At 49.2% G+C, this 24,394-nt stretch carries 27 protein-coding genes; 11 read left to right on the plus strand and 16 right to left on the minus strand.

Annotated elements, in window-relative coordinates; all coding sequences use genetic code 11:
• Positions 1-35 precede the first annotated feature (35 nt).
• Entirely contained in the window at positions 36-1,226 is a 1,191-nt protein-coding gene (locus tag MUN34_RS07065) for an MFS transporter (protein ID WP_026828441.1), read from the plus strand.
• A gap of 98 nt (positions 1,227-1,324) precedes the next feature.
• Here MUN34_RS07065 and MUN34_RS07070 read toward each other — a convergent pair whose 3' ends face one another.
• A complete protein-coding gene (locus MUN34_RS07070) occupies positions 1,325-3,031 on the minus strand; it encodes a methyl-accepting chemotaxis protein (protein WP_247857280.1) in 1,707 nt (568 codons plus the stop codon).
• A gap of 160 nt (positions 3,032-3,191) precedes the next feature.
• On the opposite strand from MUN34_RS07070, the gene MUN34_RS07075 reads away from it, so the two are divergent.
• Positions 3,192-4,244 (plus strand): C45 family autoproteolytic acyltransferase/hydrolase, encoded by a 1,053-nt coding sequence (locus MUN34_RS07075; protein WP_026828443.1) that lies wholly within the window; start codon positions 3,192-3,194, stop codon positions 4,242-4,244.
• A 53-nt stretch (positions 4,245-4,297) separates the two neighbouring features.
• On the opposite strand, the gene MUN34_RS07080 is transcribed toward MUN34_RS07075, so the two are convergent.
• From MUN34_RS07080 to MUN34_RS07110, 7 genes are read right to left on the minus strand one after another with little or no spacing between them, the layout of a single operon-like run.
• The gene (locus MUN34_RS07080) at positions 4,298-4,771 is read right to left on the minus strand and encodes a GNAT family N-acetyltransferase (protein WP_026828444.1); all 474 of its coding nucleotides are present in this window, start codon (positions 4,769-4,771) and stop codon (positions 4,298-4,300) included.
• 18 nt (positions 4,772-4,789) lie between these two features.
• Entirely contained in the window at positions 4,790-5,377 is a 588-nt protein-coding gene (locus MUN34_RS07085; RefSeq protein ID WP_247857281.1) for a GNAT family N-acetyltransferase, read from the minus strand.
• A gap of 51 nt (positions 5,378-5,428) precedes the next feature.
• Complete coding sequence (locus MUN34_RS07090) at positions 5,429-6,181, minus strand: VLRF1 family aeRF1-type release factor (RefSeq protein ID WP_247857282.1); 753 nt, start codon at positions 6,179-6,181, stop codon at positions 5,429-5,431.
• Between the two features lie 13 nt (positions 6,182-6,194).
• A complete protein-coding gene (locus MUN34_RS07095; protein ID WP_026828447.1) occupies positions 6,195-7,364 on the minus strand; it encodes a hypothetical protein in 1,170 nt (389 codons plus the stop codon).
• Between the two features lie 15 nt (positions 7,365-7,379).
• Complete coding sequence (locus tag MUN34_RS07100; protein ID WP_026828448.1) at positions 7,380-8,216, minus strand: YitT family protein; 837 nt, start codon at positions 8,214-8,216, stop codon at positions 7,380-7,382.
• Between the two features lie 12 nt (positions 8,217-8,228).
• A complete protein-coding gene (locus MUN34_RS07105; RefSeq protein WP_247857283.1) occupies positions 8,229-9,359 on the minus strand; it encodes a M20/M25/M40 family metallo-hydrolase in 1,131 nt (376 codons plus the stop codon).
• Positions 9,360-9,374: 15 nt separating this feature from the next.
• Positions 9,375-10,295, minus strand: a complete 921-nt coding sequence (locus MUN34_RS07110) for a cation efflux transmembrane domain-containing protein (protein ID WP_247857284.1) — start codon at positions 10,293-10,295, stop codon at positions 9,375-9,377.
• A gap of 224 nt (positions 10,296-10,519) precedes the next feature.
• Between MUN34_RS07110 and MUN34_RS07115 the strand changes: the two genes are divergently transcribed.
• Positions 10,520-11,662 (plus strand): AI-2E family transporter, encoded by a 1,143-nt coding sequence (locus MUN34_RS07115; protein ID WP_247857285.1) that lies wholly within the window; start codon positions 10,520-10,522, stop codon positions 11,660-11,662.
• Here the strand turns inward: MUN34_RS07115 and MUN34_RS07120 are convergent.
• Positions 11,612-12,178, minus strand: coding sequence for a DedA family protein (locus tag MUN34_RS07120; protein ID WP_026828452.1), 567 nt, complete (start codon positions 12,176-12,178; stop codon positions 11,612-11,614). The two genes, MUN34_RS07115 and MUN34_RS07120, sit on opposite strands and share 51 nt — an antisense overlap.
• A gap of 54 nt (positions 12,179-12,232) precedes the next feature.
• On the opposite strand from MUN34_RS07120, the gene cls reads away from it, so the two are divergent.
• The 3 genes from cls (at position 12,233) to MUN34_RS07135 (ending at position 14,820) form a co-directional block, all read left to right on the plus strand.
• The gene (gene cls / locus MUN34_RS07125; protein ID WP_247857287.1) at positions 12,233-13,672 is read left to right on the plus strand and encodes a cardiolipin synthase; all 1,440 of its coding nucleotides are present in this window, start codon (positions 12,233-12,235) and stop codon (positions 13,670-13,672) included.
• A gap of 232 nt (positions 13,673-13,904) precedes the next feature.
• Positions 13,905-14,450 carry an HAD-IIIA family hydrolase gene (locus MUN34_RS07130; RefSeq protein WP_247857288.1) on the plus strand — a complete coding sequence of 182 codons (546 nt, stop codon included), beginning with the start codon at positions 13,905-13,907 and terminating at the stop codon, positions 14,448-14,450.
• A gap of 55 nt (positions 14,451-14,505) precedes the next feature.
• Positions 14,506-14,820: an NUDIX hydrolase gene (locus MUN34_RS07135; RefSeq protein ID WP_247857289.1), complete on the plus strand. Its 315-nt coding sequence runs from the start codon at positions 14,506-14,508 to the stop codon at positions 14,818-14,820.
• Positions 14,821-14,829: 9 nt separating this feature from the next.
• On the opposite strand, the gene MUN34_RS07140 is transcribed toward MUN34_RS07135, so the two are convergent.
• The 7 genes from MUN34_RS07140 to MUN34_RS07170 form a co-directional block, all read right to left on the minus strand.
• Positions 14,830-15,279 (minus strand): NUDIX hydrolase, encoded by a 450-nt coding sequence (locus MUN34_RS07140; protein WP_247857291.1) that lies wholly within the window; start codon positions 15,277-15,279, stop codon positions 14,830-14,832.
• Between the two features lie 12 nt (positions 15,280-15,291).
• A complete protein-coding gene (locus MUN34_RS07145; protein ID WP_247857292.1) occupies positions 15,292-15,864 on the minus strand; it encodes a YdeI/OmpD-associated family protein in 573 nt (190 codons plus the stop codon).
• Between the two features lie 13 nt (positions 15,865-15,877).
• Complete coding sequence (locus MUN34_RS07150) at positions 15,878-16,540, minus strand: Type 1 glutamine amidotransferase-like domain-containing protein (protein ID WP_247857293.1); 663 nt, start codon at positions 16,538-16,540, stop codon at positions 15,878-15,880.
• 170 nt (positions 16,541-16,710) lie between these two features.
• Positions 16,711-17,019, minus strand: a complete 309-nt coding sequence (locus MUN34_RS07155) for a PTS sugar transporter subunit IIB (protein ID WP_247857294.1) — start codon at positions 17,017-17,019, stop codon at positions 16,711-16,713.
• On the minus strand, positions 17,016-17,345 hold the full coding sequence (locus MUN34_RS07160) for a PTS sugar transporter subunit IIA (protein WP_071500674.1): 330 nt from the start codon (positions 17,343-17,345) through the stop codon (positions 17,016-17,018). The genes MUN34_RS07155 and MUN34_RS07160 overlap by 4 nt, the downstream gene beginning before the upstream one ends.
• The gene (locus MUN34_RS07165; RefSeq protein ID WP_026833097.1) at positions 17,345-18,628 is read right to left on the minus strand and encodes a PTS sugar transporter subunit IIC; all 1,284 of its coding nucleotides are present in this window, start codon (positions 18,626-18,628) and stop codon (positions 17,345-17,347) included. Before MUN34_RS07165 ends, MUN34_RS07160 begins: the two co-directional genes overlap by 1 nt.
• Positions 18,625-19,953 (minus strand): 6-phospho-beta-glucosidase, encoded by a 1,329-nt coding sequence (locus MUN34_RS07170; RefSeq protein ID WP_247857295.1) that lies wholly within the window; start codon positions 19,951-19,953, stop codon positions 18,625-18,627. Before MUN34_RS07170 ends, MUN34_RS07165 begins: the two co-directional genes overlap by 4 nt.
• A 188-nt stretch (positions 19,954-20,141) precedes the next feature.
• On the opposite strand from MUN34_RS07170, the gene MUN34_RS07175 reads away from it, so the two are divergent.
• From MUN34_RS07175 to MUN34_RS07195, 5 genes are all read left to right on the plus strand, one after another.
• On the plus strand, positions 20,142-20,876 hold the full coding sequence (locus MUN34_RS07175; protein ID WP_247857296.1) for a GntR family transcriptional regulator: 735 nt from the start codon (positions 20,142-20,144) through the stop codon (positions 20,874-20,876).
• A complete protein-coding gene (chbG, locus tag MUN34_RS07180) occupies positions 20,873-21,577 on the plus strand; it encodes a chitin disaccharide deacetylase (protein WP_247857297.1) in 705 nt (234 codons plus the stop codon). Before MUN34_RS07175 ends, chbG begins: the two co-directional genes overlap by 4 nt.
• 196 nt (positions 21,578-21,773) lie before the next feature.
• Positions 21,774-22,790, plus strand: a complete 1,017-nt coding sequence (locus MUN34_RS07185) for an ROK family protein (RefSeq protein ID WP_247857298.1) — start codon at positions 21,774-21,776, stop codon at positions 22,788-22,790.
• Positions 22,787-23,965 carry an MFS transporter gene (locus tag MUN34_RS07190; RefSeq protein WP_247857299.1) on the plus strand — a complete coding sequence of 393 codons (1,179 nt, stop codon included), beginning with the start codon at positions 22,787-22,789 and terminating at the stop codon, positions 23,963-23,965. The genes MUN34_RS07185 and MUN34_RS07190 overlap by 4 nt, the downstream gene beginning before the upstream one ends.
• A gap of 25 nt (positions 23,966-23,990) precedes the next feature.
• Complete coding sequence (locus MUN34_RS07195; protein WP_247857301.1) at positions 23,991-24,371, plus strand: VOC family protein; 381 nt, start codon at positions 23,991-23,993, stop codon at positions 24,369-24,371.
• Positions 24,372-24,394: the final 23 nt, after the last annotated feature.

Below are 24,394 nucleotides of genomic sequence, written 5' to 3' on the forward strand. Positions count from 1 at the left end.
AAATACAAAAGTCATAAACCGAGGTGTACCGTATCATGTCAAACATATCGAAAATTTATTTATTAGCAGTTATCAGCTTCTTGAATGGGACATCCGAATATGTCATTGCCGGTATTTTAGATAAGATTGCTGATGCCAATCATATTTCCGTCTCTTCCGCCGGACAACTCATTACAGTATTCTCCATTGCCTTCGGAGCAGGAACACCTTTTCTGATTGCAATGACGGCTCGATTGGAACGAAAGAAACTGCTTGTCTATGCGCTGACGATTTTTTCCATCGTCAATGTGCTGATTGCTTTCTTGTCAGGTTACGAAATGTTAATGACCGCCCGAATCCTTTCCGCCCTTTGTGCGGGAGTCATTCAAGTGACGCTGTTAACGCTTGCTGCCGTCTTGGCAGCCCCCGGAAAACAAGGGGGTGCGATTGCCACGGTCGTCATGGGAAATAGTACAGCCTTAGTCGTCGGCGTTCCGATTGGACGGGTCGTAGCCTCCCACTACGAGTGGAATGTCATTTTCATCGGTCTTGGCCTAATTGGATTACTGCTCTCCGTCTTAGCACTGGTGATGATCCCACAAACCAAGGCCGAGGAACCCGTTCCATTACGTGAACAATTTAAATTCTTCATGCAACCGCGAATCTCAGCCTATCTGCTCATTACGTTCCTTTGGTTGGGCTCGTATTCCGTCGTATTCACGTATATTTCTCCATATTTCCTGGATGTCTTTAACATGAGTAACCAAGGGGTGACGACGGCACTGTTCCTATTTGGAATCGCAAGTGCCATCGGTTCTAAATTAGGCGGATTCGGAACCGACAAATGGGGATCGTTCCGAACGCTGGCTGGAAGCATGTTGCTTCATGCACTCGCCTTATTCCTGTTCCCGTTCATCGGACAATCGGCTTCCCTGTTCTACGTTTTACTTGTTTTCTGGGCACTGGCAGCCTGGTCTTCCGGAACACCGATTCAATTCCGACTCATTACGCTTGCACCTTCAGCAGCTAGTATTGTGTTAAGTCTGCATAGCGCCTTCGGACAAATCGGGATGGCAGCAGGTGCCGGAGTCGGCGGAATTGCTGTCAAAAACAGCTTATTGCATTATTTGCCATGGATTGGTGCTTTTGCACTCGCCGTTTCAGTCGTCGTCATTCTCGTCGACAACAAGCTGTCGAAGTCGGTAGAGACGCGGCAAACAGCAGAACCATTCTATGCAGAGAAGTGAGTTTGACTCTTCTTTTAAAAAAACAAACGGTCTGAATTCTTTTCTATAGAATTCAGACCGTTTGTTTTTTGTTTTTTAGTTAGATGAACAGGTACGACTTACACATGAAAACGACTTGATAATCGTTTCAAATCTTCCGCCATCGTCGCCAGTGATTGCGACGCCGACGAAATTTCCTGCATCGAAGCCATCTGTTCTTCCGTCGAAGCCGAGATGTTTTCCGTTCCTGCGGCCGTACTTTCCGTCACCGATTGAATCTCACGCATGATCGCGGAAATCTGTTCACTGCCGGCAGCCATTTCCTGGACAGCACCGGAGACTTCCTCCACTTGTCCCGTCACGTCACTGATCGAACGTTCAATCGCTTGGAACGAAGCGCTCGCTTCTCCGGCAACTTGAATCCCGTTCGTCATTTCTGCCGTCACCTTCTCCATCGACGTAACGGATTGTTCCGTCTCGCGTTGGATGACTTGAATCAAGCTTTCGATTTGTTTCGCAGCAAGTGCCGACTGCTCAGCGAGCGTCTTGACTTCCGCTGCGACGACTGCAAATCCACGTCCTTGTTCGCCGGCGCGGGCCGCTTCGATCGCCGCATTAAGTGCCAACAGATTCGTCTGCGCCGCGATTCCAGTGATCGAATCGGTAATCTGACCGATTTCCTGCGACCGGTTTCCGAGTCCGACGATCACTTGACCCAGTTCCGTGAAATCGGTGTTAATCCGTTCCATCTGCTGACCGAGTTGGCTGACGACCTGACCGCCGTGCATGACTTTATCCATCGCGTCGCCCGTTGCGTCCGTCATCTGTTGGGCGTTACCGGCGACCTGACTGACACCGGACGTTAAGTCCTGGACGGTCCGCGACGCACCGGACACTTGATTTAATTGCTGGCTTGCACCGCTTGCAATTTCTTCCATCGTCACAGCGACCATTTCCGTCGCTTTTGTCGTTGCTTCCGCATTCGTACTTAATTCGTCTGATGCTGTCGCGACATGTTTTGACGTGTCCGTCATTTCGATGATGACGTGGTGGAGCTGTTCTGTCATCGTGTTGAATGATGTCGTCAATTGACCAAGCTCGTCTTTCGAAACATAATCACCGCGGACGGTTAAGTCGCCCTCACCCGACTGCTTCATCCACCCTTGCAGTGAACGGATTGGTCGTGTAATCAGACGTGTGATGTAAATTGCGAGACCTGCGAATAACAGTAACGCGAGTAGGAAAATCCCGAGCATGATGTAAAACGCTGTCTGCTTTTCCTGCTGGTTCAATGCGTTGATGTCTCTTGATTGTTTTGTCATGGTTTTCATCAAACTTTTCGCTGAGTTGGCAACATTATCACGGACTTGCTCTAGATTTTCCGAGTAACTCTTATAAGCGTCGTCATTTTCATTTCGTGACGCAAAGTCTTGCACTACACTCATTCCGTTGTCGTACGCCAATACATTGTCTTTTAATTCCTCTAATTGCTTGGATGATTGAGCGGTCATCTTAGCTTCACGCTCGTATGTACCTAAAGACGACTGAATTTGAGCTTGACGTATATCAATTTCAGATTGTAATTCTTCGATTCGCTTTTCATCCGTCGTTAGAATCATTTCAACCAAAAACGAGTCGAGTGCTCGAGTATCAATCCGAATTTGAGCAACTTCTTGCACAGGTAGTAAATTTTCTTTGTACATGATTTGCGAGGCATTCGCCATCTGATTCAGGAAATAGAGTCCGGCACTTGCTAGCAAAATCATTGCGACAATTGCTGTCGCGATCAACAGTTGAATCTTTTTCCGTACTGATAAATTTTTCATAGGTAGACCCCTCCCACCTGTTTATCGGTCAATTAAGCAAATGATTCAGTCTTTTTTCATTTTTCATCATCCGGATGTGTTGTACTGAGCCCTTGTTTACGACAGTAGATGACGGATTCGATATAATCAGAATCATACAGAAACCAAAGGAGTGAACGCTGTGCAGTCTGTCTCAAACGAAATCACGCAGTTCCGTGGAACACACTATGAATTCGGTCGCGAACAGGGGCGCTACGTCAAACGAAATGAACTGCTTCATAACCGCGAAGACAACTGGAAGATCCGGGTTCCGCGTTTTCAGGTCGATCCCGTCGAAACGAAAGAAATGTTCTTACGCTATGCCCCGCACATCTGGGACGAATTACTTGGCTTACAGGATGAACTGCAATTATCACTCGCCGATACATTGCTCCACTTTGGTCATTACCGGGTTGAAGGACCAAAAAGTGGCTGTTCGATCATGACCGGCGATAATTTCCTCGTCCGCAACTATGATTATCATCCGATGACATACGACGGACGGTTTTCTGTCTTCCAACCGACCGACGGCGGTTCCGCCATCATAGGACCGGCGTCCCGCGTCACGGGACGGATGGACGGGATGAACGAACATGGTCTCGCGATGGGCTACAATTTCATCAACCGCCGCCGGCCCGGTGACGGCTTCGTCAGTTTCATGATCGGACGGATCATCCTCGAGATGTGTACGTCCGTCGATGACGCGATTTCGCTCGTCAAGGAGATGCCGCACCGCGGATCGTTCAGTTATGTCGTCCATGATCGGTCAAACCGCTCATTCGTCATCGAGGCGACAGCCCGTGACATCGAAGTCCGGGAGACGAATCTCTGTACGAATCATTTTGATTTGCTGCAACATGAAAACCGGTTCCACCTCGACGACTCGAAACGGCGGATGATGGAGCTGAAGACTCACCAGCACATGATCCAAGATGCAGAATCGGCGTTCCGGCTGTTGAACGATTCCGATAAAGGAGTTTTCTCCGACCTGTACAGTCACTGGGCAGGAACGATTCATACATCGGCCTATTTCCCGTCCGACATGAAAGTCTGGTTCGCTTTAGGAGGCGACCAACAACCGGTCGAGTTTGACTTTAAGGACTGGCTGGCTGGAAATGACTTTACGTCGACACATATCAACGGTGAACTCGAAACCGATATCCAGTTCGCCAACACCCTTCAGACCTGGCGCTGAAGACAGTAAAACACCTCGGTTGTCCGCTTGGAACAACCGAGGTGTTTTGTGTGTCAGTTCAATGTTTTCGTCATATGTAAATCCGTCGTAACGAATCCGGTCGTTTCATAGAGATGAATCGCCCGGGTGTTATGAGCAAAGACGTGTAATTTGATTTTTTTAATGTTCATCCGCCGGGCGACCTGTTCAAGCATCTCGATCGCTTGCCGTCCATACCCTTTCCCTTGATGATCTTCTTCGATTTTGAAATCAAAGATAAAGGCGGTTCGGCCGTGCGTCGATTCACTTAATTGAAACCAGATCATGCCGACGGGTGGCTGTTCGGTGTCGTCCAAAATCGAAAATAGATAATGCTGTTTCGTGTGAATCCCGTCCGGTAATAATTGACCGTACTCCGCTGCCGAGCGGTCAACGGCTTCGACTTCTGCCCATGTCCCGGCCTTGACCTTCTCCTCGGCATATTCTTTGATCGCTCCCGGTAGATATGCTGCATATGCCGTTTCCGACATTTTTTCAAATTGAATCATCGTCAATCCCCCTTTGTTTCAGTTCGAACGGTTGTCTGTCTGCAGTTCGGCCCCAATGAAATCGTGTGACCAATCCCGTGCAAGCATCGCGTAAACGGCAACATCATGATACGTGTCATATAACTTTTCCGCATCCCGAAGGATTCCTTCCTGCTGAAAACCTAAACGTTCCGGTATCTTCCGGCTTCGTGTATTGCCGACCGCGCATTCAATGACGACCCGGTTCAGTTGTAATGTCGTAAAACAATAGTCTGTGATAAATGCGACGACAGTCGTCATCAATCCTTTGCTGCGCCCGTTCCCGGTCAAATAATACCCGATCGACGTTTGCCGTAACATCTGATTGATTTCGTGTAAGGCAATCGTCCCGACGAGTTCGCCCTCAAAATAGATCCCGCAGGCAAAGCCGTTGCCGTTCGCATAGTCCGTCAACCAGGCCGGAATGATTTCGTTCCGGTAGATGTCGGGTCCCGTCGCTCCGTCGACCCAGCCGAGCCATTGGCGCAAGTGGTCCCGGTTCGCGTCAATCAACGCATACAGCGCGTCGGCGTCCTGGCGTTCGATTAATTTCAAACTTAATTGATCGGTAATATGGTGCATGAACATGTTTCGTCACTCCTTATGTAACGTCTAAAGCTATACTTTAGACGTTGACGCTCAAAATACCTGCTTGAGAATCTGTTGCTGGCTCGATTGCGACAAATTTTTATGAATGACCTGTTTTGGTTTGGTCGTTAAGGCCTGCTCGAGGAAGTTCGCTTGCGACCGTTCGCCGATGACGATGATCTGCTCCCAACCGAGCGACCGGTTTAATTTTTCGACCTCTCCCGATAATTCCCGGTAAAACCGTTCTGCCTGCTGTTCGACCCGATCGCGGAAATCGTCCGTCTGATTGCTGCTTGCAGCGCCGCTCCGCCCGCTCCGTCCCTGGTAACGCCGCCATTGACCGGTATCGAGATCCAGTTCATACTCGTGCGCCGCGTCCACTTCGCCGAGGCGGACGTCAAGAACGGTCGCCGAATCAAGATGCGTCAAAACGATACCGGTCCGAGGGAATTGTTGGTCCAGTACTTCGAGTTGATTAAGATTTGGTTTAGCGTAATAACTGATTTCATCCGTTACATCGAGCTGGAGCAAATAGACTTCATGGAGCGAATCATCACTTGAGACAAAAGCGACGATACTCCGCAGTAAATCCGTCCGCTGATTGTTGACGGCTTGTTCCAGTTTCGTAAAAACCGCTTCGACAGCCTTTTTATCATCCTGTTCCGTCAACAGGCGTTTCTTTTCATTACGAAGAATCGTCTCCCACTGATTCCGCTTATCCGGTGCCGTGCTCAGATACACCGACAAGACATGCGTCGACCCGTCAAATTCCTTTAACCGTTTGATATCTTCTCCAAGTCCCATGATAATGCCCCCTTTAATAAATGAATGACGCTAAAATCCCGGTGATAAAGACGGATGTGATCGTGACCGTCGAGAAGCCGGCAACGACCATCTTCGGTAAAATCTCATCTTCAATGATCTGGACCTCGTCTTCCGTCTCTCCGATATTTTTAGCTGCTTCCTGACTGAGAATCAATGTACCGGGAAAACCATATAGTGACGTCAAACCGATTGCGATCGCCATCGGGTACGAATAACCGAGGAATTTCCCGGCAAGCATCGCGAACAACACGATCCCGAGTACACCAAGGATGAAGGCGATCAACAGTGGCACAAACAGTTCGACGAGATCCGCAAATGACGTCGTTGCGAGTGGTCCGAAGATAATCAGTAAAATCGCAAGCATCATCAGACCGTAAGCATCAATTCCGTTCAAGACGTTCGGTTTCAAGACGCCGGTCGCCCGTAAAGCAATCCCGAGTAATAAGGCAATGACAAACGTATTGAGCCAGCCGTTCGTCAAACCACTGAGGAAGGACGAGACGATGACGACGACACCGACGACAAACAACGTTCCGGCCGTCGTTTGAAACGGTTCCGGCAATATCGTTTGTTTATCGGATGATTCCGCCGGATCGATTGCTGCTTTTTTCGTGATGCTGCCATCCCGGACTCCGTCACGAATCCGCAACGCTTCCTTGCGCAGAATGACCGACGTCAGTGGAAAACCAATCAGCCCTTGTAAGGCGGCAATCAAGACCGGAAAGACAGCGACCGAGATCAATCCGGCGTTGAGCGCTTGTTCCTGGACGATGATGACGGAAATCGTCCCACCGCTGACCGCGGCAATCGCGCTGAGGACGTAATTCGTATCAAGGAACAGCCGGCCGATCGTAAAGAGTAATACACTGATCCCGATCACCGCTGAAACCCCGATCAGAAACGTTTTCCACTGCCGTTTAAATTCATCGAGACTGATGAGCGTTCCGAGATGGACGATGATCATCCCGACGACGGTCTGTCCGAGTGGCAGCAAAGCTGATGTCGGCAGGAGATCTTCCGGGAACAGGTTGGTCTTGAATCCGATCAAGAAGATGATGGAAGCAACAAATAAGGAAGATAATAAGGCCTTTGTTTTTTTCGAGATATAATCGCTGACCGTCCAGATGAGCATGATGATCGTAAAGGCAATAATCGGTTGCATACGTGTTCCTCCCTTTTAGACGACCGGTTGGTAGTTAAACCCGAGACCATGAACGTCGGCGACATTGTAGACGATGATGAAGGAACCGCGGTCAATTTGATGGATCGCTCGGATGACAGCGGCATATTCGGAACGTTTCATGACGACCATCAGCATTTTTTTCTGTTCTCCCGAGTAGCCGCCTTCAACAGTGAAAACAGTCATCCCCCGGTCAAGCGACGTCAACAGGTAATTGCGGATCTCGTCCGCATGCAACTCACTCGTGACGAAGATCGCTTTTTTCCGTTCAAGCCCGATTTCGATATAGCCCATCACAAACGTCGTGATGACGATCGAGGCGACAGCAAACAAAAACTCTTCCAGACCAAAGACGAAGATGTTAAAGACGACAATCGTCGCATCGGTCAAAAAATAGCCGACGGACGTATTCAGCTTAAAGTATTTATGAAAAATCAACGGTGGAATCGTCGTCCCGCCGCTTGACGCTCCGAACCAATAAAGCGTAGCGACACCGATCGCAAACAGCACACTGCCAAAGGCGACCGAGAAGAAGCGGTCGGAGACAATCATCGTTTCCGGAATGATTCCTAGTGCAAGAGGCAACATCAGACTGCCGAGAACGGACTTTAAGAAGACTTCTTTGCCCAAAAACACGAAGGCAAACAATAACATCAACAGATTGAGAACCAAGACGACAATCGAACGGTCAATACCCAACACTTCTTCCAGCAGAATCCCGATTCCGGTGACTCCGCCCGCTGCGACATGATGTGGTCCTAAAAAGAGATTGATGCCGGCAGCGAGGACAAAAATTGCCAGGATAATCAAAACGGTTTCACGAAACAGTTTCATCACCCGGCCCCCTTACGCTGACGGATCTGGGAAGGACGGCATCTGCCGGACCAGTTCCAAGGCAAAAACGACGGCTTGTTCGAATTCGGTGATTGGAATATATTCTTCGACCGTATGAATCTCTTCATAACCGATCGACACATTGACGACGACTTTGCCTTGTTCATTAAAAACGTTAGCATCCGTGCCACCACCACTCCGTTCAAACCGGGCAGGACGACCGATGGTTTCCAGACAGTGTTTGGCATGTGCGAGCAACGGATGGTCGTCTTCAAAATGATAGCCGGTGATGAGCGGTGTCGCCTTGAAGTCGAGTTTAGCGCCGAATCGTGTCACCTCCTCGTTTAAAATCGTTTCGATTGCTTCGACCTGATCGAGACACTTTTGATGATTAAACGAGCGGACTTCCGCGACGAGCTCGAGGTGTTCCATGACGACATTCATCGCCGTCCCACCCTTCACCTGACCGATGTTCGCCGTCGTTTCGTGATCGATTCGCCCCAGTTTCATCCGGCTGATCGCTTGGGCCGCGACTTCAATCGCCGAAATCCCTTTTTCCGGCTCAAGTCCGGCATGGGCAGCGCGACCGGTCAGACGGATATCCAAGCGATACATCGACGGGCTCGTCGTGATAATGCCGCCGACCGGTCCGCCGTTATCGAGGACGTAACCAAATTTCGCCTGCAGCATCGACATATCGACCGCCTTGGCACCAAGGAGCCCGACTTCTTCTCCGGCTGTCAGGATAAATTCGATCGGACCGTGCCGAATCTGCTGTTCTTTTAAACGTTTGACCAACTCCAGCATGATAGCGATTCCGGCCTTATCGTCCGCGCCAAGGATCGTCGTTTGATCGGACTGAATCCGTCCGTCCCGTTCAAGCGGATGAATGCCTTGACCGGGAGACACCGTATCCATATGTGACGAGAAAAAGACCGGTTCGATCGACGTGTCTCCGTCGAGCCGAGCAACGAAGTTATTGGCGCCCAGTCCCGTCTTTTCTTTCGTCGCATCTTCGTCGATGGTCAGACCAAGCGCCTGAAAACGCCCGATCAAGTCCTGTTGAAACGGACCTTCCGCATAAGATACGGAGTCGATTTGAACCAGTTCCATGAATTCTTGGATCAGTCGTGTCGTTGACATCTTAGTCCCTCCTATTCATTCCGCCCATTTACGATTAGCCGTAAACGCGACGGTGAGCCACTTGGTTTGCGGTAACCAATCAAGTGCCGCGTCGATTTGTTCGCGAATCAAATCTTGTTCCAGAATCGAATCGTAGCGGTAGTTTTTGGCGACAATCAGATCAATTTCGATGAAAATCAGACTGCCTGTTTTGGAAATCCGGAGGTACATATCGTCGACTTCGTATTCATCGACGATTTTGGCGACACTCTGTTTGATGTCGATCATCAACCGTTCACTCGTCGACATCCCAAGCATTTCCCGCATCGCTTGAACCATCTCCTTGACCGGATAACGAATCAGAAACAAGACGATCAGCATCAGCATGACCGGATCGACGTACCGGGCGACGTTTTCAAAAGACAACCAAGTCGCAATTCCAGCGATTCCGTAACCGGCGACTGCACCGATTCCCATGATGACGGTCAGACGCCACTGTTCGACTTCCGCTGTCGCTAAAATCGAACGTGCGGACCGATTGAGTTGCTTCAGGTGGCGGTATACGACAAGCGCAATCAAGGCACTGATTGTCAGATAGCCGATGACAAATCCCAGTTCGACCGGATCACCACCCGACCGAATCGTGTCGATGGCAGCGACAAATGCGTAAATAAGTAGGAGAAAGACGATGAGATATTGAAAGAAAACAAGAATGGGTTCCAATGATTCTTTGCCAAACGGGAAGTGGACATCATCCTTGACGGTGATGAACCGACCACCTCGAAGCGAAAAAACACTTAAGACGACACTCAGCAACGCATAAAGTCCGTCAAACAGAACAAAAGAGGAAGAAAGAAGGAATCCGGCGGCAATGCCAAACACCGATAAGAAAAGAGAACTAAAGATGGAACGTTGCAACAACCGGTCTTCGATGACCGGATCTTTTACTTGCGCCAACCGCTTCACCTCCCATAACGGAAGTGGCTATCAGGTCTGCTAAACGATGACAGCATGACACATCTCTGAACAATGAATCGAAGTTAGTTTATGATTACCCCATTTTTTAAGCAAATAACATTTAAATGTGAAAAAGCACATATCTTTCAGAATTTTCACGCTATTTTCAGCAGTTTCGGGGAAAGGATACAACATGCCACTTATTTTCGAGGGAGGAGATTGCCTTGTCCGGATTGATTTCCAATCGTTCCTTTCGTATCGGTCTGTTCATCCTGCTTGTCCTTGGCATCATCTATATGGCACGACAGGTCGACTTTCTCTTTTACCCGTTACTCGTCCTGTTTACGACGATTTTCACCCCGTTCATCATCGCCGGGATTTTATTTTACCTCTCCGTCGGTTTCGTCGATTCACTCGAACGTCGTCTGCGTTCGCGCAAACTGGCAATTTTCATCGTCTTGATTTTGTTGCTTGCGCTCATCATCGTATTTCTTTTGACGTTATTCCCGCTGATCACGAAACAGCTTTTTGCGTTCATCAGTGCCGTCCCCGGTTTTGCTGAACGTCTGTACACACAATCCCTGTCGCTTTATGCCAAATACGGGACGTCGATTCCGTCACTCGAGAGCCAGTTTTCATCGGTCGAAAGTTCGATGAAAAGTGCGACCGCACTCCTCGGGAACGTCTTTTCCTCGATTGCCGGTTCCGTGCTTTGGCTGATTCAGTTGATTGCCTCGACCATTTTCACGTTATTCATCGCCCTTTTTTTATACGTCTTCATGTTGGTCGACGGAAAAAAATTACCGAATGCGTTGGTCCAGTTCATCCCGATCAGTTACCGTAAGGAAGCCCTGCTGATTTTAAAAGACATGAACGGGACGATCCGCTCTTACGTCCGGGCGCAACTGATCGTCTGTACATTCGTCGGAAGTCTCGCGACACTCGTCCTGTGGTGGCTCGATGTCCCGTATTTCTTACCGCTTGGTCTGTTCATCTTCGCGACGAATATCATCCCGTATCTCGGACCGTTCCTTGGCGCTGCGCCGGCTGTCTTGATCGGCTTCTTGGATGAACCGATCAAAGGCTTATATGTCATCATCGGCATCACGATCGTCCAGCAACTTGATGCCAATGTCATCTCCCCGCTCGTTCAGGGAAAATCCTTGAAAGTACATCCGATTACGATTACGGTCGTCCTGCTCGTCGCCGGGCAACTGGCGGGAATTCTCGGTATGTTGCTGGCCGTCCCGTTTTACGCCGTCGCGAAGGTCACGGTGCTCAACATCATTAAACTCGCGCAACTTCGGAAAATGGCGTTACGGACGGACAAACCAGTTCCGGATCGTGTCCCGGAAGATCCAACCTAACAAGCAAGAAAGGATTACTAGTCCGGGCAACAAGATGACACCGCCATGGGTCGCCCACCATGTCGAAAACCGATTCAACAGACCATAGACGCCGAGACGATTAACGAGAATCGTCCAGAGCAACGCATAGACGCCGGTTCCGGCTAGCGTCACGAGCACGTAGGGTCGAAACGGATAGGCGAGCAGTCCTGCCATGTAATGAATCGGACGCCGGACACCCGGCAGAAAAAACGACATGGCAATGGCGACCGTTCCTTTCTCCTGGAGAATCACTTCGGCTTTCGCGAGATGTTTATTGGTCAATAACTTTTGAAAGAAGGGAAGTTCGCGAAAAATACGGGGAATGCCGTAAAACAGATTAAAACACACGAAACAGGCGGACCAGACGGATAAAAAAATCAGGATGAGTGCTTGATCCTGGCGCAACCAGCTGCTGATTTGGCGGATGACCAACAAATCATCCGAAATCGGGATGAACAAGATACTCGAGATGAACCGGATCCATTCCGAAAACATGCTGTCTTCCCTCCCATCGAAGTCATTCTTTCTGAAAACGAGGTGTTCGTATTGATGGACTATACCCTAATCTTGCCGGTTTTGCTCTATGTTGTCCTATTTGCTAACGTCGCTGCGGCAATCGCCATCCTGTTTTTCGAACGGCGTGACGTCAGTGCAACCTGGGCCTGGCTGATGATTCTCTTTTTCTTACCTGTCATCGGCTTTTTGATTTACTTATTGTTTGGCCGGTCGTTGAAACAAGAGACGTTTTATCACGTCCCGGAAGCACGCCGGTTGGCGCGCGAAGAAGAGCTTGTGGTGCAAGCGAACGACGAAGTCCCCCGCGAAGCACCGCTTTATCCGTATCGGAAGTTGATTCAAGCGAACCGCTCGTCAGGAGCCCTGTTGACGGAAGCGACCGATGTCCGGACGCTGTTCGACGGTCATCAAAAATTTGATACGTTGCTCGCTGACATACAGAGTGCCCAAGTCGAAATCAACATTCAATACTTCATTTTAAAACGCGATCCGCTCGGCGACCGTCTACTGAACGCTTTGTTCGAACAGGCAAAACGTGGCGTCAAAGTCCGGATTCTGTATGACGCCGTCGGCTCGTGGAAACTAAAAGCGAAGGACTTCGCGACGTTCAAACAAGACGGCGGTGAAGTCCGCTCCTTCTTCTCTTCGCCGCTCGGTATCTTAAACCTGCGGATCAACAACCGGAATCACCGGAAACTCTGTACGATCGACCGGCAAATCGGGTATATCGGCGGCTTTAACGTCGGATCGGAATACCTCGGAGAGGACGAACAGTTCGGCTACTGGCGGGATACACACCTCCGGGTCCTCGGCCCCGTCGTCGAAGAACTCGAGTTTCATTTTGAACAGGACTGGGACGCCGCAAGCAACGAGCGGACGGACTGGTCGACTGCCCCGATTCCGCCGCTTGAAGTCGCCACGGACCGGGTGCCGGTTCAAATCGTGACGTCCGGTCCAACGTCGGAGACGGAATACTTGAAAAACATGCTGATTCAGATGATCCACACGGCGGAAAAATCAATTTACATCCAGTCGCCCTACTTTATTCCCGATGCCAGCTTCATGGATGCCTGCCAGATTGCCTTGGCTTCCGGTGTCTCCCTCAAAATCATGATTCCGAACCAGCCGGATCATCCTTTCGTCTACTGGGCGACATATGCGGCAGTCGGCGAATTGATTCAACATGGGGCCGAAGTCTACACGTATGAGATCGGCTTCATGCATGCGAAGACAATTGTCGTCGACGGGAAAATCGCCTCGGTCGGGACGACGAACATCGACGCCCGGAGTTTCCGGTTGAACTTCGAGATGAATGCGATTTTGTACGATGCGACGATTGCGGAAGAACTGGAGCTGCTCTTTTTGTCCGACGTTGCCGACAGTGCCTTGCTGACCCGGGAAAAATATGCCGCCCGTCCGCGGATGATCCGCTTTAAGGAAAGTATCTCGCGGCTGTTGTCGCCAATCTTATGATGTTTTGAAAAGCAACATCCTTTTAATAACTGACAAGATGGACGAAGAATCATAAACTAACTCATTTATCGCTAAACATACTCATTTTGCATGATTTTGAGTATGTTTAGCGCATTTGACTATGTTTAATGCGTTCATTTTCCTGTTAAACATGTTCATTTGCCATAAAAATGAGTAAGTTTAATGGCTTGGAGTGACGCACCGATTAAATCAATGACGGGAGATCAAAACATTGAAAAACATAGAAGCTGTCTTTTTAGATCGAGACGGAACCATCGGTGGTGGCTCTACAATTCACTACCCGGGAAAATTTGAACTGTTTCCGTATACTGCTTTGGAAATCAATCGATTAAAAAAAGACCACATTCCATTATTTTCATTTACAAATCAACCCGGTATCTCCAAAGGGTTAGCAACCATAAAAGACTTTCAACAGGAATTGACTGGATTTGGTTTTGATGATGTTTACATATGTCCACACAATCCTCATGAAGGTTGCACGTGCCGTAAGCCTGATATCGGCATGTTATCCAAGGCGCAAAAAACTCATAATTTAACTCTAGAAAATTGTGTCGTCATCGGTGATCGTTGGACCGATATGCTAGCAGCTTCAAAAGCAGGATGCATTAAAATATTAGTGAAAACAGGCGCAGGTGAAGCTTCGCTTAACGACTATCATGACGAATTAAATAACATCCATATTGACTACATTGCAAGTGACTTAAAGGATGCCACCAGTTGGTTGTACAGCCAGTATCATTTGACTGACAGAGCATGAAACAAGATAGAGTATCGTTTGTCGGTTTTAAATTTTACATAAAGGTGGAGATTAGATGATGCCGAAACATTTACTCTCAGCAGGTGCCGTCGTCCTTGATGAACACGGAAAAATCCTGCTTATCAAAGGGTCACAACGAGGTTGGGAATTTTCGGGTGGGATCATCGAACTGGTAGAAACGATTGAGGATGGCATCATTCGCGAAGTGAAAGAAGAATCAGGCATTGATATTGAGGTGGTCCGATTTTGTGGCATCTATCAAAACGTCAATGAACATGTTTGTGCGACCTGTTGGCTGGCAAAAGCGGTTGGCGGGACACCACAAACTAGCAGCGAAAGTCTGGAAATTTGGGAACCCGCCTTCTTTTGATTCGTGTCATTAGCGGATGACAGCTTCCTTGACCGCCCAGGCCTGATGGGCATGAAACAGATCGTCGACTTCATGCAAGCCACACCAGACCAAACGGTGGTCCCCTTCGACTGCTGTGTGTATCCGTTCATGTAACGTCATCTTAAAAAAGAACGCGTCGTTGAGAATCGCTTTCCCGTTTGGTGTCAGCACGTACTGATCGGCACGGCCGATTGGCGCATCGATTTGAATCGTAAACCCGGTCTCTTCGAGCAGCTCCCTGTGAAGTGCTTGCTCCGGTGTTTCTCCCCGCTCGATTCCCCCACCCGGTAACAGAAGATTATTCCATTTGGTCTCGACGGTTAAGAATGTCTGCTGTCGCTGATCGTATGCGACGCCATAGACACTTTGCTTATACTGGTAGTGCCGCCCTTTCAATTTCACACCAAAAGTCGGTCTCTTCTTTTCATCAGATATCATCGGTCATCTCTCCTAATAGTTTCCCGTTAATTTCCCGCCGTCGTCCCACCGTCCGAGCATTTTTCCTTGTGCCGTGTATTTCAAAAAGTTGGCCAAGCGTTTTTCATATTCCGGACTACCGGGTTTGTATTCCTGAATATAACTGATTCGGACCCGGACATACAGATCGGGCAACGTCTTAAAAAACTGATAGGTTGCTGCGTCTTTTTTTAGTTCCTCGAGAATCGCTTCATTGATTTCGAACGGTGTCTCTAAATTCGGCAATATCTTTATTCCCTGTTCGTGCATCTTTCCGAGTGCCTTTAAGCGACGGACCCGTTCCTTGTTCAGTTCCGTCCAGTGACTGTTTTTACGGCGTGGTGTAAAGCGTTGGGCTTTTGTTGAGTCATCCATCTTTTTGCTGATTCCGTCAATCCAGCCAAAACAGAGCGCTTCCTCAACCGTCTCGATATAATCCAGCTGGTAGTCACCCGCATCCCTTTTATGGAAGACGAGCCAAATCTCGTTTTCTGTTAAATGGTTACTTTCCAACCAATTGCGCCACTCTTCGATTCGTTCGACATGTAATCGTGTTGTGATGTCCATGAATTCCTCCGTTTTAATCAAATCGTTTCCAGTGACCTTCTGAAATCACTTCCACTACGCCATCAACAACCTGAATCGCCGTTTGATCATCAATCGCATAGGATGGTCCTGTGAGACCAGCCGCCCATTTGACAGCTTCGTCTAATGTATTTTCCGGTAACAGTTCGTGATCCAGATGCGGAAAAATCGAAAATTCAACCAATCCAAGGGTTTCATCCGACGTTGTATCAGGTGGTGTCCACTCCACGAACGCTTGACCAATCCGCGGCGTAAGCACCATACTACCGGCACTTAACCCGACGTAAACTGCTTTTAGTGAAGGCAATCGCTCTGCAAGTCCCGACTTTTTCATCCAGTAGTTTAAAAATAGGGGATCTCCGCCATTCACCAACAGCACATCGGCCTGTTCGACAAGCGGTACCCAGAGTGATTCATCCAGACTCGGTAGTGCCGTCAATTCGAGAACACCCACCGACTGAAATCCTAATTCACACATCGGTGTTGAACCGGTTCCTGTGATGAATGAATACGCATGGTACGGACCCTCCTTCATTCCGTAAACGGCTGTCGGGATGCACAGAGCATGTGCCTCCGCAATCGGCTTTCCGAGTAAATCGACGAGCGCACGACGTTGACTGTCATTTTGAATGCCGCCTGAAGTCAGCAATACTTTCATAAGAACCCTTCTTTCCGGATTGAATGGTGAAGCGATTTACGATTCTATCTACTTCTTCACATTTCATGTTTATCCTGTTCCTGTTGCTTTATCGATTCATGTTCAGACAAAAAACGTCAGCAAGTAAAATCGGCAGAATAGACCGTCTTTACTTACTGACGTGGAGATAATCAAGCTTCTGTTAATAAGGATTGAGCCTGTTCGAGGACCAAGTCCCCTTTCATCAGACCATATGCCATCTGATTGATGATCGCGACGCGAACCCCTTTTGGTTCTGCTGCTTGGCGAATCTTCGTTTCTAAATACCGGACTTGTGGTCCGATTAAAATCACATCCGTCTGATCCAGATGATGCGATAATTCACTTTCGGGAATGGCTTCGATCGTCACATCAAGAGCTTGTGCCTCAGCTTGTTCACGCATTTTCCGAACTAAGATGGATGTCGACATGCCGGCCGAGCAAACGAGTAAAATGTTCATGATTTTTCCTCCAGTCGTGTGAGTCGCGTATACAGTTCGACCATCTCGACAGCTAAATCTCTGACGGTCATCGCTGTCATCAAATGGTCTTGGGCATGAATCAATAGAATCGATAACGGCGTCTCAAGCCCTTTTGCTTCGTCCTGCAGTAAGGTCGTTTGGGCACGATGCGCCTGTAGACTTTCTTGATTGGCTTCTTCCAGTTTGGTTTGTGCCAATGAGAGGTCTCCTTTTTTAGCGGCCTGAATGGATTCCATTGCTGCCGAACGGGCATTACCTGCATGAAGAATCATCGTAAACGATAGGATTTGCAGTTCTTCTGTCATCAGCTTGCCATCTTCCCTTCTGTTTGTTTTTTCATCGCCCGGACACCTGCTGCGACGAACGGGACATAAATCGCTGTCGCGAGTGTCAAGTTGACGACTTGTAGTGCAATTCCGCGCCAACTCCCGCCTGTCACGAGATAGCCGCTGATTAAAGGCGGTGTCGTCCACGGTAAAATCGCGACGGTTTTTGGAACCAGTCCGGTCGACAACGCGACATAGGACACGATTGTTAATGTGACCGGTACCAAGATGAATGGAATCAACATGATCGGGTTCAAGACGATTGGTAAGCCGAAAATCACCGGTTCGTTGATATTAAACAATCCAGCGGGTGTCGATAACTTGGCGACTTCGCGGTAGGGATGATTTTTCTGTTCACGGATGACAAAGAAAATGGCAAAGAGAAGAGCCAGCGTCGTACCGGAACCCCCTATGAATACGAAGGAGTCGAGGAAAGGTTTCGTCACCGTATTTGGGACGTCGTAAGCAGAAGTCCCGGCCTGGAACGCTTCCAGGTTCTGCTGAATCAACGGCAGATAAATCGGTTCGATGACGGCTCCGATGATGTTCGTCCCATGTAAGCCGAAGAACCAGAGGATATGATTTAAAAAGGCAATTGCAATCGCAGCCGGAAGTGTGTCTCCAAATCCTTGTAACGGTTTTTGGATACTGTTGAAGATGACTTCAAACAGGCTCGATTCAATGGCAAGTGTCATGAATAATTGGAATCCGCCGACGAGAATCAAAATCAACGTTGCCGGAATCAATGCTTGGAACGAGCGGACGACACCATCCGGAACCCCATCCGGCATCGAGATCGTCAACCGTGTCTTCAGTAAGATGCGAAACAGCTCGGTCGTCAAAAGAGAAAGAATGATGGCGACGAATAGTCCTTGCGCGCCGAGCCAGGCAAAACTGAGTCCCCAGTCTTTCGTGACCGGAACGAGAATGATATAGGAGGCGACGGAAATCAACCCTGCCGACAACGGGTCGACATCGTAACTTTTAGCCAGGCTGTAGGCGATCGAAAAAGCCACCAGCAATCCTAAAATCGCAAACGATCCGTTCCAGATGTTTCCCCCTAACCCTTGCCAGTTTCCTTCTCCAAACAGCCCGTTCATCCAACCGACGAAATCAAGACTGCCGATGGCGGGGAAGTTATTGATCAGTATCGCGAGAGACCCGACGATGATCAGGGGCATAATGGCGACAAATCCATCCCGTATCGCGACGAGATGGCGTTGGGCCCCGATTCTTCCTGCGATTTCAATGAATTTATTCATGTCCGTTGCGCCTCCTTGGATTGAAATTGTGGTAACCATGCTGCGTGCGCAAGCAACATCTCCTCGAGTAGCGGTTGCGCCCGCTTTTCATCTTGAATCAATGGATTCATCAAAAAGGCTAAGTAAGCGTCTTTGGTTGATCCGCTTAACGCGGCTTGTATCGTCAGTTCTTCCATCTGCTTCATCTGCAGAATCAATCCTTTGACGGATAATGGTAATGGTCCGACCGCGATCGGGAGCGGACCTTCTTTCGTAATGACGGCGTTGACTTCGATGACGGCATCGACCGGTAAGTCGGAAATCGCCCCACGGTTTAATGTATTAACGGTCTGGATGTCTCCTCGGTTATTGTAAATCGAATCCATCAGGGAACAGGCAGCATCACTGTAATACGCGCCACCGCGTAATTCGAGTTCAGCCGGTTTTTCGTCCAACTGTTCATCCTGATAGGCTTCGAACAATGTCCGTTCGACTTCCTGGACAATCTCGGCCCGGGTGCCGTTCGTGTCGTAGGCGGCGAGGTCCTTCTCGAGCGTCTCAGCGGTTTGGAAATAGTACTGGTGGTAGGGATTCGGCAACATGTTGACGGCTTGCAAGAAGGCATCGGACCAACCAAGACTGACGATATTCGCCGGTGAAAAATCAAGCTGTTTCGACATCAGTCGCTGCATCACCTCTTCTGTTCGGTCGCTTCCGTCGACAAAAACCCGGCGTCCAAAGACGAAATGGTTTAAACCGATAAACTCGATCGAGACGCGCTTGACATCGACGTGTAAGACTTCGGCAGTCGAGTTCCGCATGTTAAACGGAATGTTGCAGACGCCGATGACTTTCTGATGCGGACCGTGCTTTAATAACGCTTCCGACACGATGCCAGCTGGATTCGTAAAGTTAATCAGCCAGGCATTGGGACAGATTTCGTGCATCTCTTTCGACAGCTCGAGCAGGACAGGAATCGTCCGGAATGCTTTGAAAATCCCGCCCGCGCCATTCGTTTCCTGACCGATAAAACCGTGTTTCAAAGGAATCCGTTCATCGAGTGCCCGTGCTTCCAACCCCCCGACGCGGATTTGTGTGGATACGAAGTCTGCTCCTTCCAGTGCGTGGCGCCGATTCAAGGTGGCGCTTAAACGAATTGGCAAGCCGGACCGGCGCAGCATCCGCTCCGCAAGCCGGGTAATGATGTCCAACTTGTCTGTTCCGGATTCAATGTCACATAAGACGATTTCAGAAACCGGAAAGGATTCATACCGTTTAATGAACCCTTCGATTAATTCAGGTGTATAACTTGATCCACCTCCGATGATGACGACTTTGATCCCCATGATAACAACCTCCCGTTTTTTTGTAACCGCTTCCTCTTTTTCTTGTTTGTAATGTATCATACAAAAAGAACAAATGTAAATACAAATTTTAAATGTATTAATACAAATACATTCAATTTGTTATAACATTTGCATTCAGTTGTTTGTTATCGGTACAATAAAAGAAAACTCGTGAAGGAAGGTCCGTCATGGAAACCAACCAATCGCTACATTCTTATATCAAAGAAGAATTGTTAGATCGCATCAAATCGGGACTCTATCAAGCCGGTCAACAATTACCGACCGAATATGAGCTTTGTGAAGACTTTGATGTCAGCCGGACGACGGTTCGTGCTGCCTTGAATCAGCTCACCCTCGAAGGGTATTTGATTCGTCAGCAAGGGAAAGGGACGTTCGTCGCCGATCAAAAAGTACGCCAAACCTTATCCGATACACCGGACACCTATACCGAACAACTTGCCGTACAAGGCAAACGGGGGCATGTTGCGGCCGTCGATTTAACAGTCGTTCCGGCAAATGCGGCAATCGTCGCAAAATTGCATGTCACGCTGAATGACCCGATTCAACGGATCGAGCGGATTCGCCGGGCCAATGACGAACCGACGCAATATGAAATTTCCTATATTCCCTGGCACATTGCGCCAGGTATCACAAAAAAACAAGCGGAACATTCTCTCTACACGACACTCCGCGAAACGTTTTCGATTTCCGTCGCCAAAACGACCGAATCCCTAGAAATCACGTTGGCAGATGAACGCATCAGTGCCCATTTGGATTGTGAGCTCGGCATGCCTTGTTTTTATATTGAAACCGTTGCGGAAAACAAGGACGGAGAGCCGATCGAATATTCCCGCTCTTATTTCAGAGGCGACAAGACGAACTTCGTCATCGAACGGCATTATGCTGTGGGTGACGCCTTATGAACATTCTCATCAATGCCGATGATTTCGGGTTAACACAGGGCATAACAGACGGCATCATTCTAGCCCATCAAAGCGGAATCGTGCATGCAACGACGATGATGATGAATGGACGGGCCGTTCCCTATGCCGTGCAACAAGCGAAACGATTCCCGGAACTGAAGGTCGGGGTTCACCTTGTGCTGTCTTGCGGACGCCCACTGACGACGACGACCACGACATTGACGGATGCGTCCGGTCAGTTTCGCATTACCAACCAATATGCGGAACAGGTCCCCCCTTCTCAAGAAGACGTCTTGACGGAATGGACCGCCCAAATCGAAGCTTTTTTGGCAACCGGTCTGCCACTGCATCATATCGACAGCCATCACCACATCCACGGCTGGGAGCCGTTGCAGGAGGTCGTGTTGGAATTGGCGCGTCGTTACGATGTCCCGGTCCGATTTGTTTCAACACTTGAAGACCATCCCGAACATGCGCTGACCACTACGCTGTATACCGGTTTTTATGGCGCAGGGATTTATCTGGATTTGTGGGAGGAACTGCGTTCACTTGATGCCGAATCGGTCGAAATCATGGTCCATCCGGCTTACGTCGATGCCGATCTTCAAGACGTCAGTTCTTATACGGATTACCGCGAAAAGGAGCTTGCCCTATTAACTTCCCTCACGTTACCGGACGATATGACGCCGCTTACGCGATGATAGATGGTAAGGCGAAGCAAAAATTATTTTCTACACACGAGGGTGGCAGATCACAAGTCTGCCACCCTCGTTGTGTTCAAAAAGAATCAGCTGGTTGTCCGATCGTTTCAAAAGCATTTGCCATTTTGCTCTCCGCTTGCTACACTCAATTCGACTACTTATTAAAATATTTTAAAAAGTAAAAAGGAGACTACCTATGGCTGGAACCAATCCCGATTTAGTAAGACAACTCCGGCAAGCGATCCTGTTCCAAAGGATCCGGACGATTCCTGAATTGTGCCGTGTGTTGTCGGCCAGTTTTCCGACGGTCAAAAAGCACGTGGATATCTTGATCGCACATGATGAAATCGACGAACAGATGTCGGAATCGTCAAATGGCGGCCGCCCGGCAAAACAGTACCGGTACCGGGCCGATCATACCCATGGACTTGCCCTCTACCTTGAACTCGATGCGATCGGCTTTCGGATCTTCGATGCGATCGGAACGGGTCTGTCATCTGGCACGGAACCGGTCGAAAAAAATCAACCGCACGTCCCTGCTTTGATCCGTCTGATTACCCGACTACTTCAGGACAATCCACAAATCACTTTCTTGAGCGTCGGTGTTGCGGCATCCGTCGAAGGCGGACAGGTCTTTTTTGCACCGGATTATCCGTCCCTGCAACAAGTCAATCTGAAACAGACGCTTGAATCCGAGTTCCGGCTACCGGTCGTCGTCGAAAATGATATGAATGCGGCTGTGATTGGATTTCACGAAGCACATCAGCGCAGTCAACAGTCATTGATCTATTTGTACTTAGGGAAAAATGGTCCCGGTTCCGGGATTTTGATCAACGGACAGCTCGTCCGCGGCAGCAGTCATTTTGCCGGTGAAATTTCCGTCGTCCCGCAATACGACAAGAAAACATTCGGACAGGCGATCGCTAAGCGGCAAACCGCCTTGGACACCCAGACGATTGATGCCATCAGCCGCTTGACGACGACGTTCGCTGCGACGCTGAATCCGCATCTGTTGATCTTTAACGGGGAAGAACTGACGGAACACGATCTGGAACAGATCCGAATCAAGACAGCCGAGTATATCCCGGAAGCGCATATCCCGCTTTTGATCCGGAGTAACTGGGAAACCGATTACCTGAACGGCTTGACCCGACTCGGCTTGCAGCTTCTGACCGAACAACCTTTATCAGCGAACAGGAGGACATCTTCATGAGTGGTATCTTGTTACTCAGCATCATTTATCTTGCCTTCATCAGTTTAGGATTACCGGACTCCTTGCTCGGCGTCGCCTGGCCCGTCATGCGGACGGAATTTGGTGCCGATCTCGAAGTCGCCGGTTGGCTGTTCATGACGATTGCCAGCGGAACGATTATCTCGAGCCTGTTCAGCGGCAAGATTCTCAATCGATTCGAGACGAGTCATGTTACAGCGTTTTGTGCCGCAATCACGGCGAGTAGCCTGCTCGGCTTTTATCTCGCTCCGTCGTTGATCTGGCTGTTCCTGCTCTCGATTCCGCTTGGACTCGGAGCCGGCGTCGTCGACGCCGCCCTCAATCATTTTGTCGCGACCCGCTACAAAGCCCATCATATGAACTGGCTGCATTGTTTTTGGGGCGTTGGCGCAACAACTGGTCCGTTGATCATGGCGGCGATGATGAGCGAATCCGGCGACTGGCGCAGCGGATATTTGACCGTCGCCCTGACCCAGTTTGGACTTGCCCTCGTGCTCCTTCTCAGTCTATCGCTCTGGAAACAGGCACCGGTCGCTGTTTCGGACGTACCGGACGATTTGTCATTGACTGATACTGCGTCCAAACGATTGGTTGGTCTGCCGTTCGCACTCGCTTCATTTGTCCTCTATTGCGGCGTGGAAGCCTTGATCGGTTTATGGGGCAGCAGTTATCTCGTCCAAGTAAAGTCGTTTTCGGTTCAGACGGCCGCGACCTGGATTTCTGTCTATTACGGCAGTATTACAGTCGGGCGGTTTTTAAGTGGTTTCTTATCGCTCCGTTTAACGAACCGTCAGTTGATCCGGACCGGACAAGGAACTGCCTTAGTCGGCAGTCTGTTGTTTTTCCTCCCACTGGATGGTTTGATGTTTACCGGTTTCATCTTGATTGGACTTGGACTCGCTCCGATTTACCCGGCGATGTTACATGAGACACCGGTCCGGTTCGGACGGGATGCAGCAAAACGCTTGATGGGCATTCAGATGGCGTTTGCTTACAGCGGCAGTACGTTTTTACCGCCCTTGTTCGGTGTCCTTGCCTCGCTTTTGACGTTGCAACTGTTCCCGGTCACAGGATTCCTGATGATTTTGTTCCTGTTGCTCTGTTCCGAACGTCTCAATCGTGTTCTTGCCAAACGGGCGTTGTCCCGCGCTTCCTAATTCTTCAGAAAAGGAGTTTGCTCTCATGAAAATTGAACATATCGCCATCTGGGTTAAGGATCTTGAACGAATGAGAACCTTTTACGAAACGTATTTTGATGCTCAAGCCAATGCGTTGTACCATAATCCGACAAAAGGTTTTTCGTCTTATTTCCTGCACTTTAAATCAGGAGCCCGGCTTGAGTTGATGCACCGGATGGATATCGACCACGAGGCACCGCGCGACCGATTTGGTTATGCGCATATTGCCTTTTCACTCGGCAGCCGGTTCGCCGTCGATCAGTTGACGAACCGACTCGAACAAGACGGCTACACTCGCCTCGATGGTCCCCGTCTGACGGGAGACGGGTATTATGAAAGTGTCTTTCTGGATCCGGAAGGGCTGACGATTGAGCTGACTGTCTGATGCCATACAAAAAAACACCATCT

The organism is Exiguobacterium sp. 17-1 (assembly GCF_023096305.1).
Classification (GTDB): domain Bacteria; phylum Bacillota; class Bacilli; order Exiguobacteriales; family Exiguobacteriaceae; genus Exiguobacterium_A; species Exiguobacterium_A sibiricum_A.

Excerpts from the sequence above, each read along its gene's own strand:
- MUN34_RS07065 (WP_026828441.1), top strand. The coding sequence starts at position 36 with ATGTCAAACATATCGAAAATTTATTTATTAGCAGTTATCAGCTTCTTG.
- MUN34_RS07070 (WP_247857280.1), bottom strand. The coding sequence starts at position 3,031 with ATGAAAAATTTATCAGTACGGAAAAAGATTCAACTGTTGATCGCGACA.
- MUN34_RS07080 (WP_026828444.1), bottom strand. The coding sequence starts at position 4,771 with ATGATTCAATTTGAAAAAATGTCGGAAACGGCATATGCAGCATATCTA.
- MUN34_RS07085 (WP_247857281.1), bottom strand. The coding sequence starts at position 5,377 with ATGTTCATGCACCATATTACCGATCAATTAAGTTTGAAATTAATCGAA.
- MUN34_RS07090 (WP_247857282.1), bottom strand. The coding sequence starts at position 6,181 with ATGGGACTTGGAGAAGATATCAAACGGTTAAAGGAATTTGACGGGTCG.
- MUN34_RS07095 (WP_026828447.1), bottom strand. The coding sequence starts at position 7,364 with ATGCAACCGATTATTGCCTTTACGATCATCATGCTCATCTGGACGGTC.
- MUN34_RS07100 (WP_026828448.1), bottom strand. The coding sequence starts at position 8,216 with ATGAAACTGTTTCGTGAAACCGTTTTGATTATCCTGGCAATTTTTGTC.
- MUN34_RS07105 (WP_247857283.1), bottom strand. The coding sequence starts at position 9,359 with ATGTCAACGACACGACTGATCCAAGAATTCATGGAACTGGTTCAAATC.
- MUN34_RS07120 (WP_026828452.1), bottom strand. The coding sequence starts at position 12,178 with ATGTTTTCGGAATGGATCCGGTTCATCTCGAGTATCTTGTTCATCCCG.
- cls (WP_247857287.1), top strand. The coding sequence starts at position 12,233 with ATGGACTATACCCTAATCTTGCCGGTTTTGCTCTATGTTGTCCTATTT.
- MUN34_RS07135 (WP_247857289.1), top strand. The coding sequence starts at position 14,506 with ATGATGCCGAAACATTTACTCTCAGCAGGTGCCGTCGTCCTTGATGAA.
- MUN34_RS07140 (WP_247857291.1), bottom strand. The coding sequence starts at position 15,279 with ATGATATCTGATGAAAAGAAGAGACCGACTTTTGGTGTGAAATTGAAA.
- MUN34_RS07145 (WP_247857292.1), bottom strand. The coding sequence starts at position 15,864 with ATGGACATCACAACACGATTACATGTCGAACGAATCGAAGAGTGGCGC.
- MUN34_RS07150 (WP_247857293.1), bottom strand. The coding sequence starts at position 16,540 with ATGAAAGTATTGCTGACTTCAGGCGGCATTCAAAATGACAGTCAACGT.
- MUN34_RS07155 (WP_247857294.1), bottom strand. The coding sequence starts at position 17,019 with ATGAACATTTTACTCGTTTGCTCGGCCGGCATGTCGACATCCATCTTA.
- MUN34_RS07160 (WP_071500674.1), bottom strand. The coding sequence starts at position 17,345 with ATGACAGAAGAACTGCAAATCCTATCGTTTACGATGATTCTTCATGCA.
- MUN34_RS07165 (WP_026833097.1), bottom strand. The coding sequence starts at position 18,628 with ATGAATAAATTCATTGAAATCGCAGGAAGAATCGGGGCCCAACGCCAT.
- MUN34_RS07170 (WP_247857295.1), bottom strand. The coding sequence starts at position 19,953 with ATGGGGATCAAAGTCGTCATCATCGGAGGTGGATCAAGTTATACACCT.
- MUN34_RS07175 (WP_247857296.1), top strand. The coding sequence starts at position 20,142 with ATGGAAACCAACCAATCGCTACATTCTTATATCAAAGAAGAATTGTTA.
- chbG (WP_247857297.1), top strand. The coding sequence starts at position 20,873 with ATGAACATTCTCATCAATGCCGATGATTTCGGGTTAACACAGGGCATA.
- MUN34_RS07185 (WP_247857298.1), top strand. The coding sequence starts at position 21,774 with ATGGCTGGAACCAATCCCGATTTAGTAAGACAACTCCGGCAAGCGATC.
- MUN34_RS07190 (WP_247857299.1), top strand. The coding sequence starts at position 22,787 with ATGAGTGGTATCTTGTTACTCAGCATCATTTATCTTGCCTTCATCAGT.
- MUN34_RS07195 (WP_247857301.1), top strand. The coding sequence starts at position 23,991 with ATGAAAATTGAACATATCGCCATCTGGGTTAAGGATCTTGAACGAATG.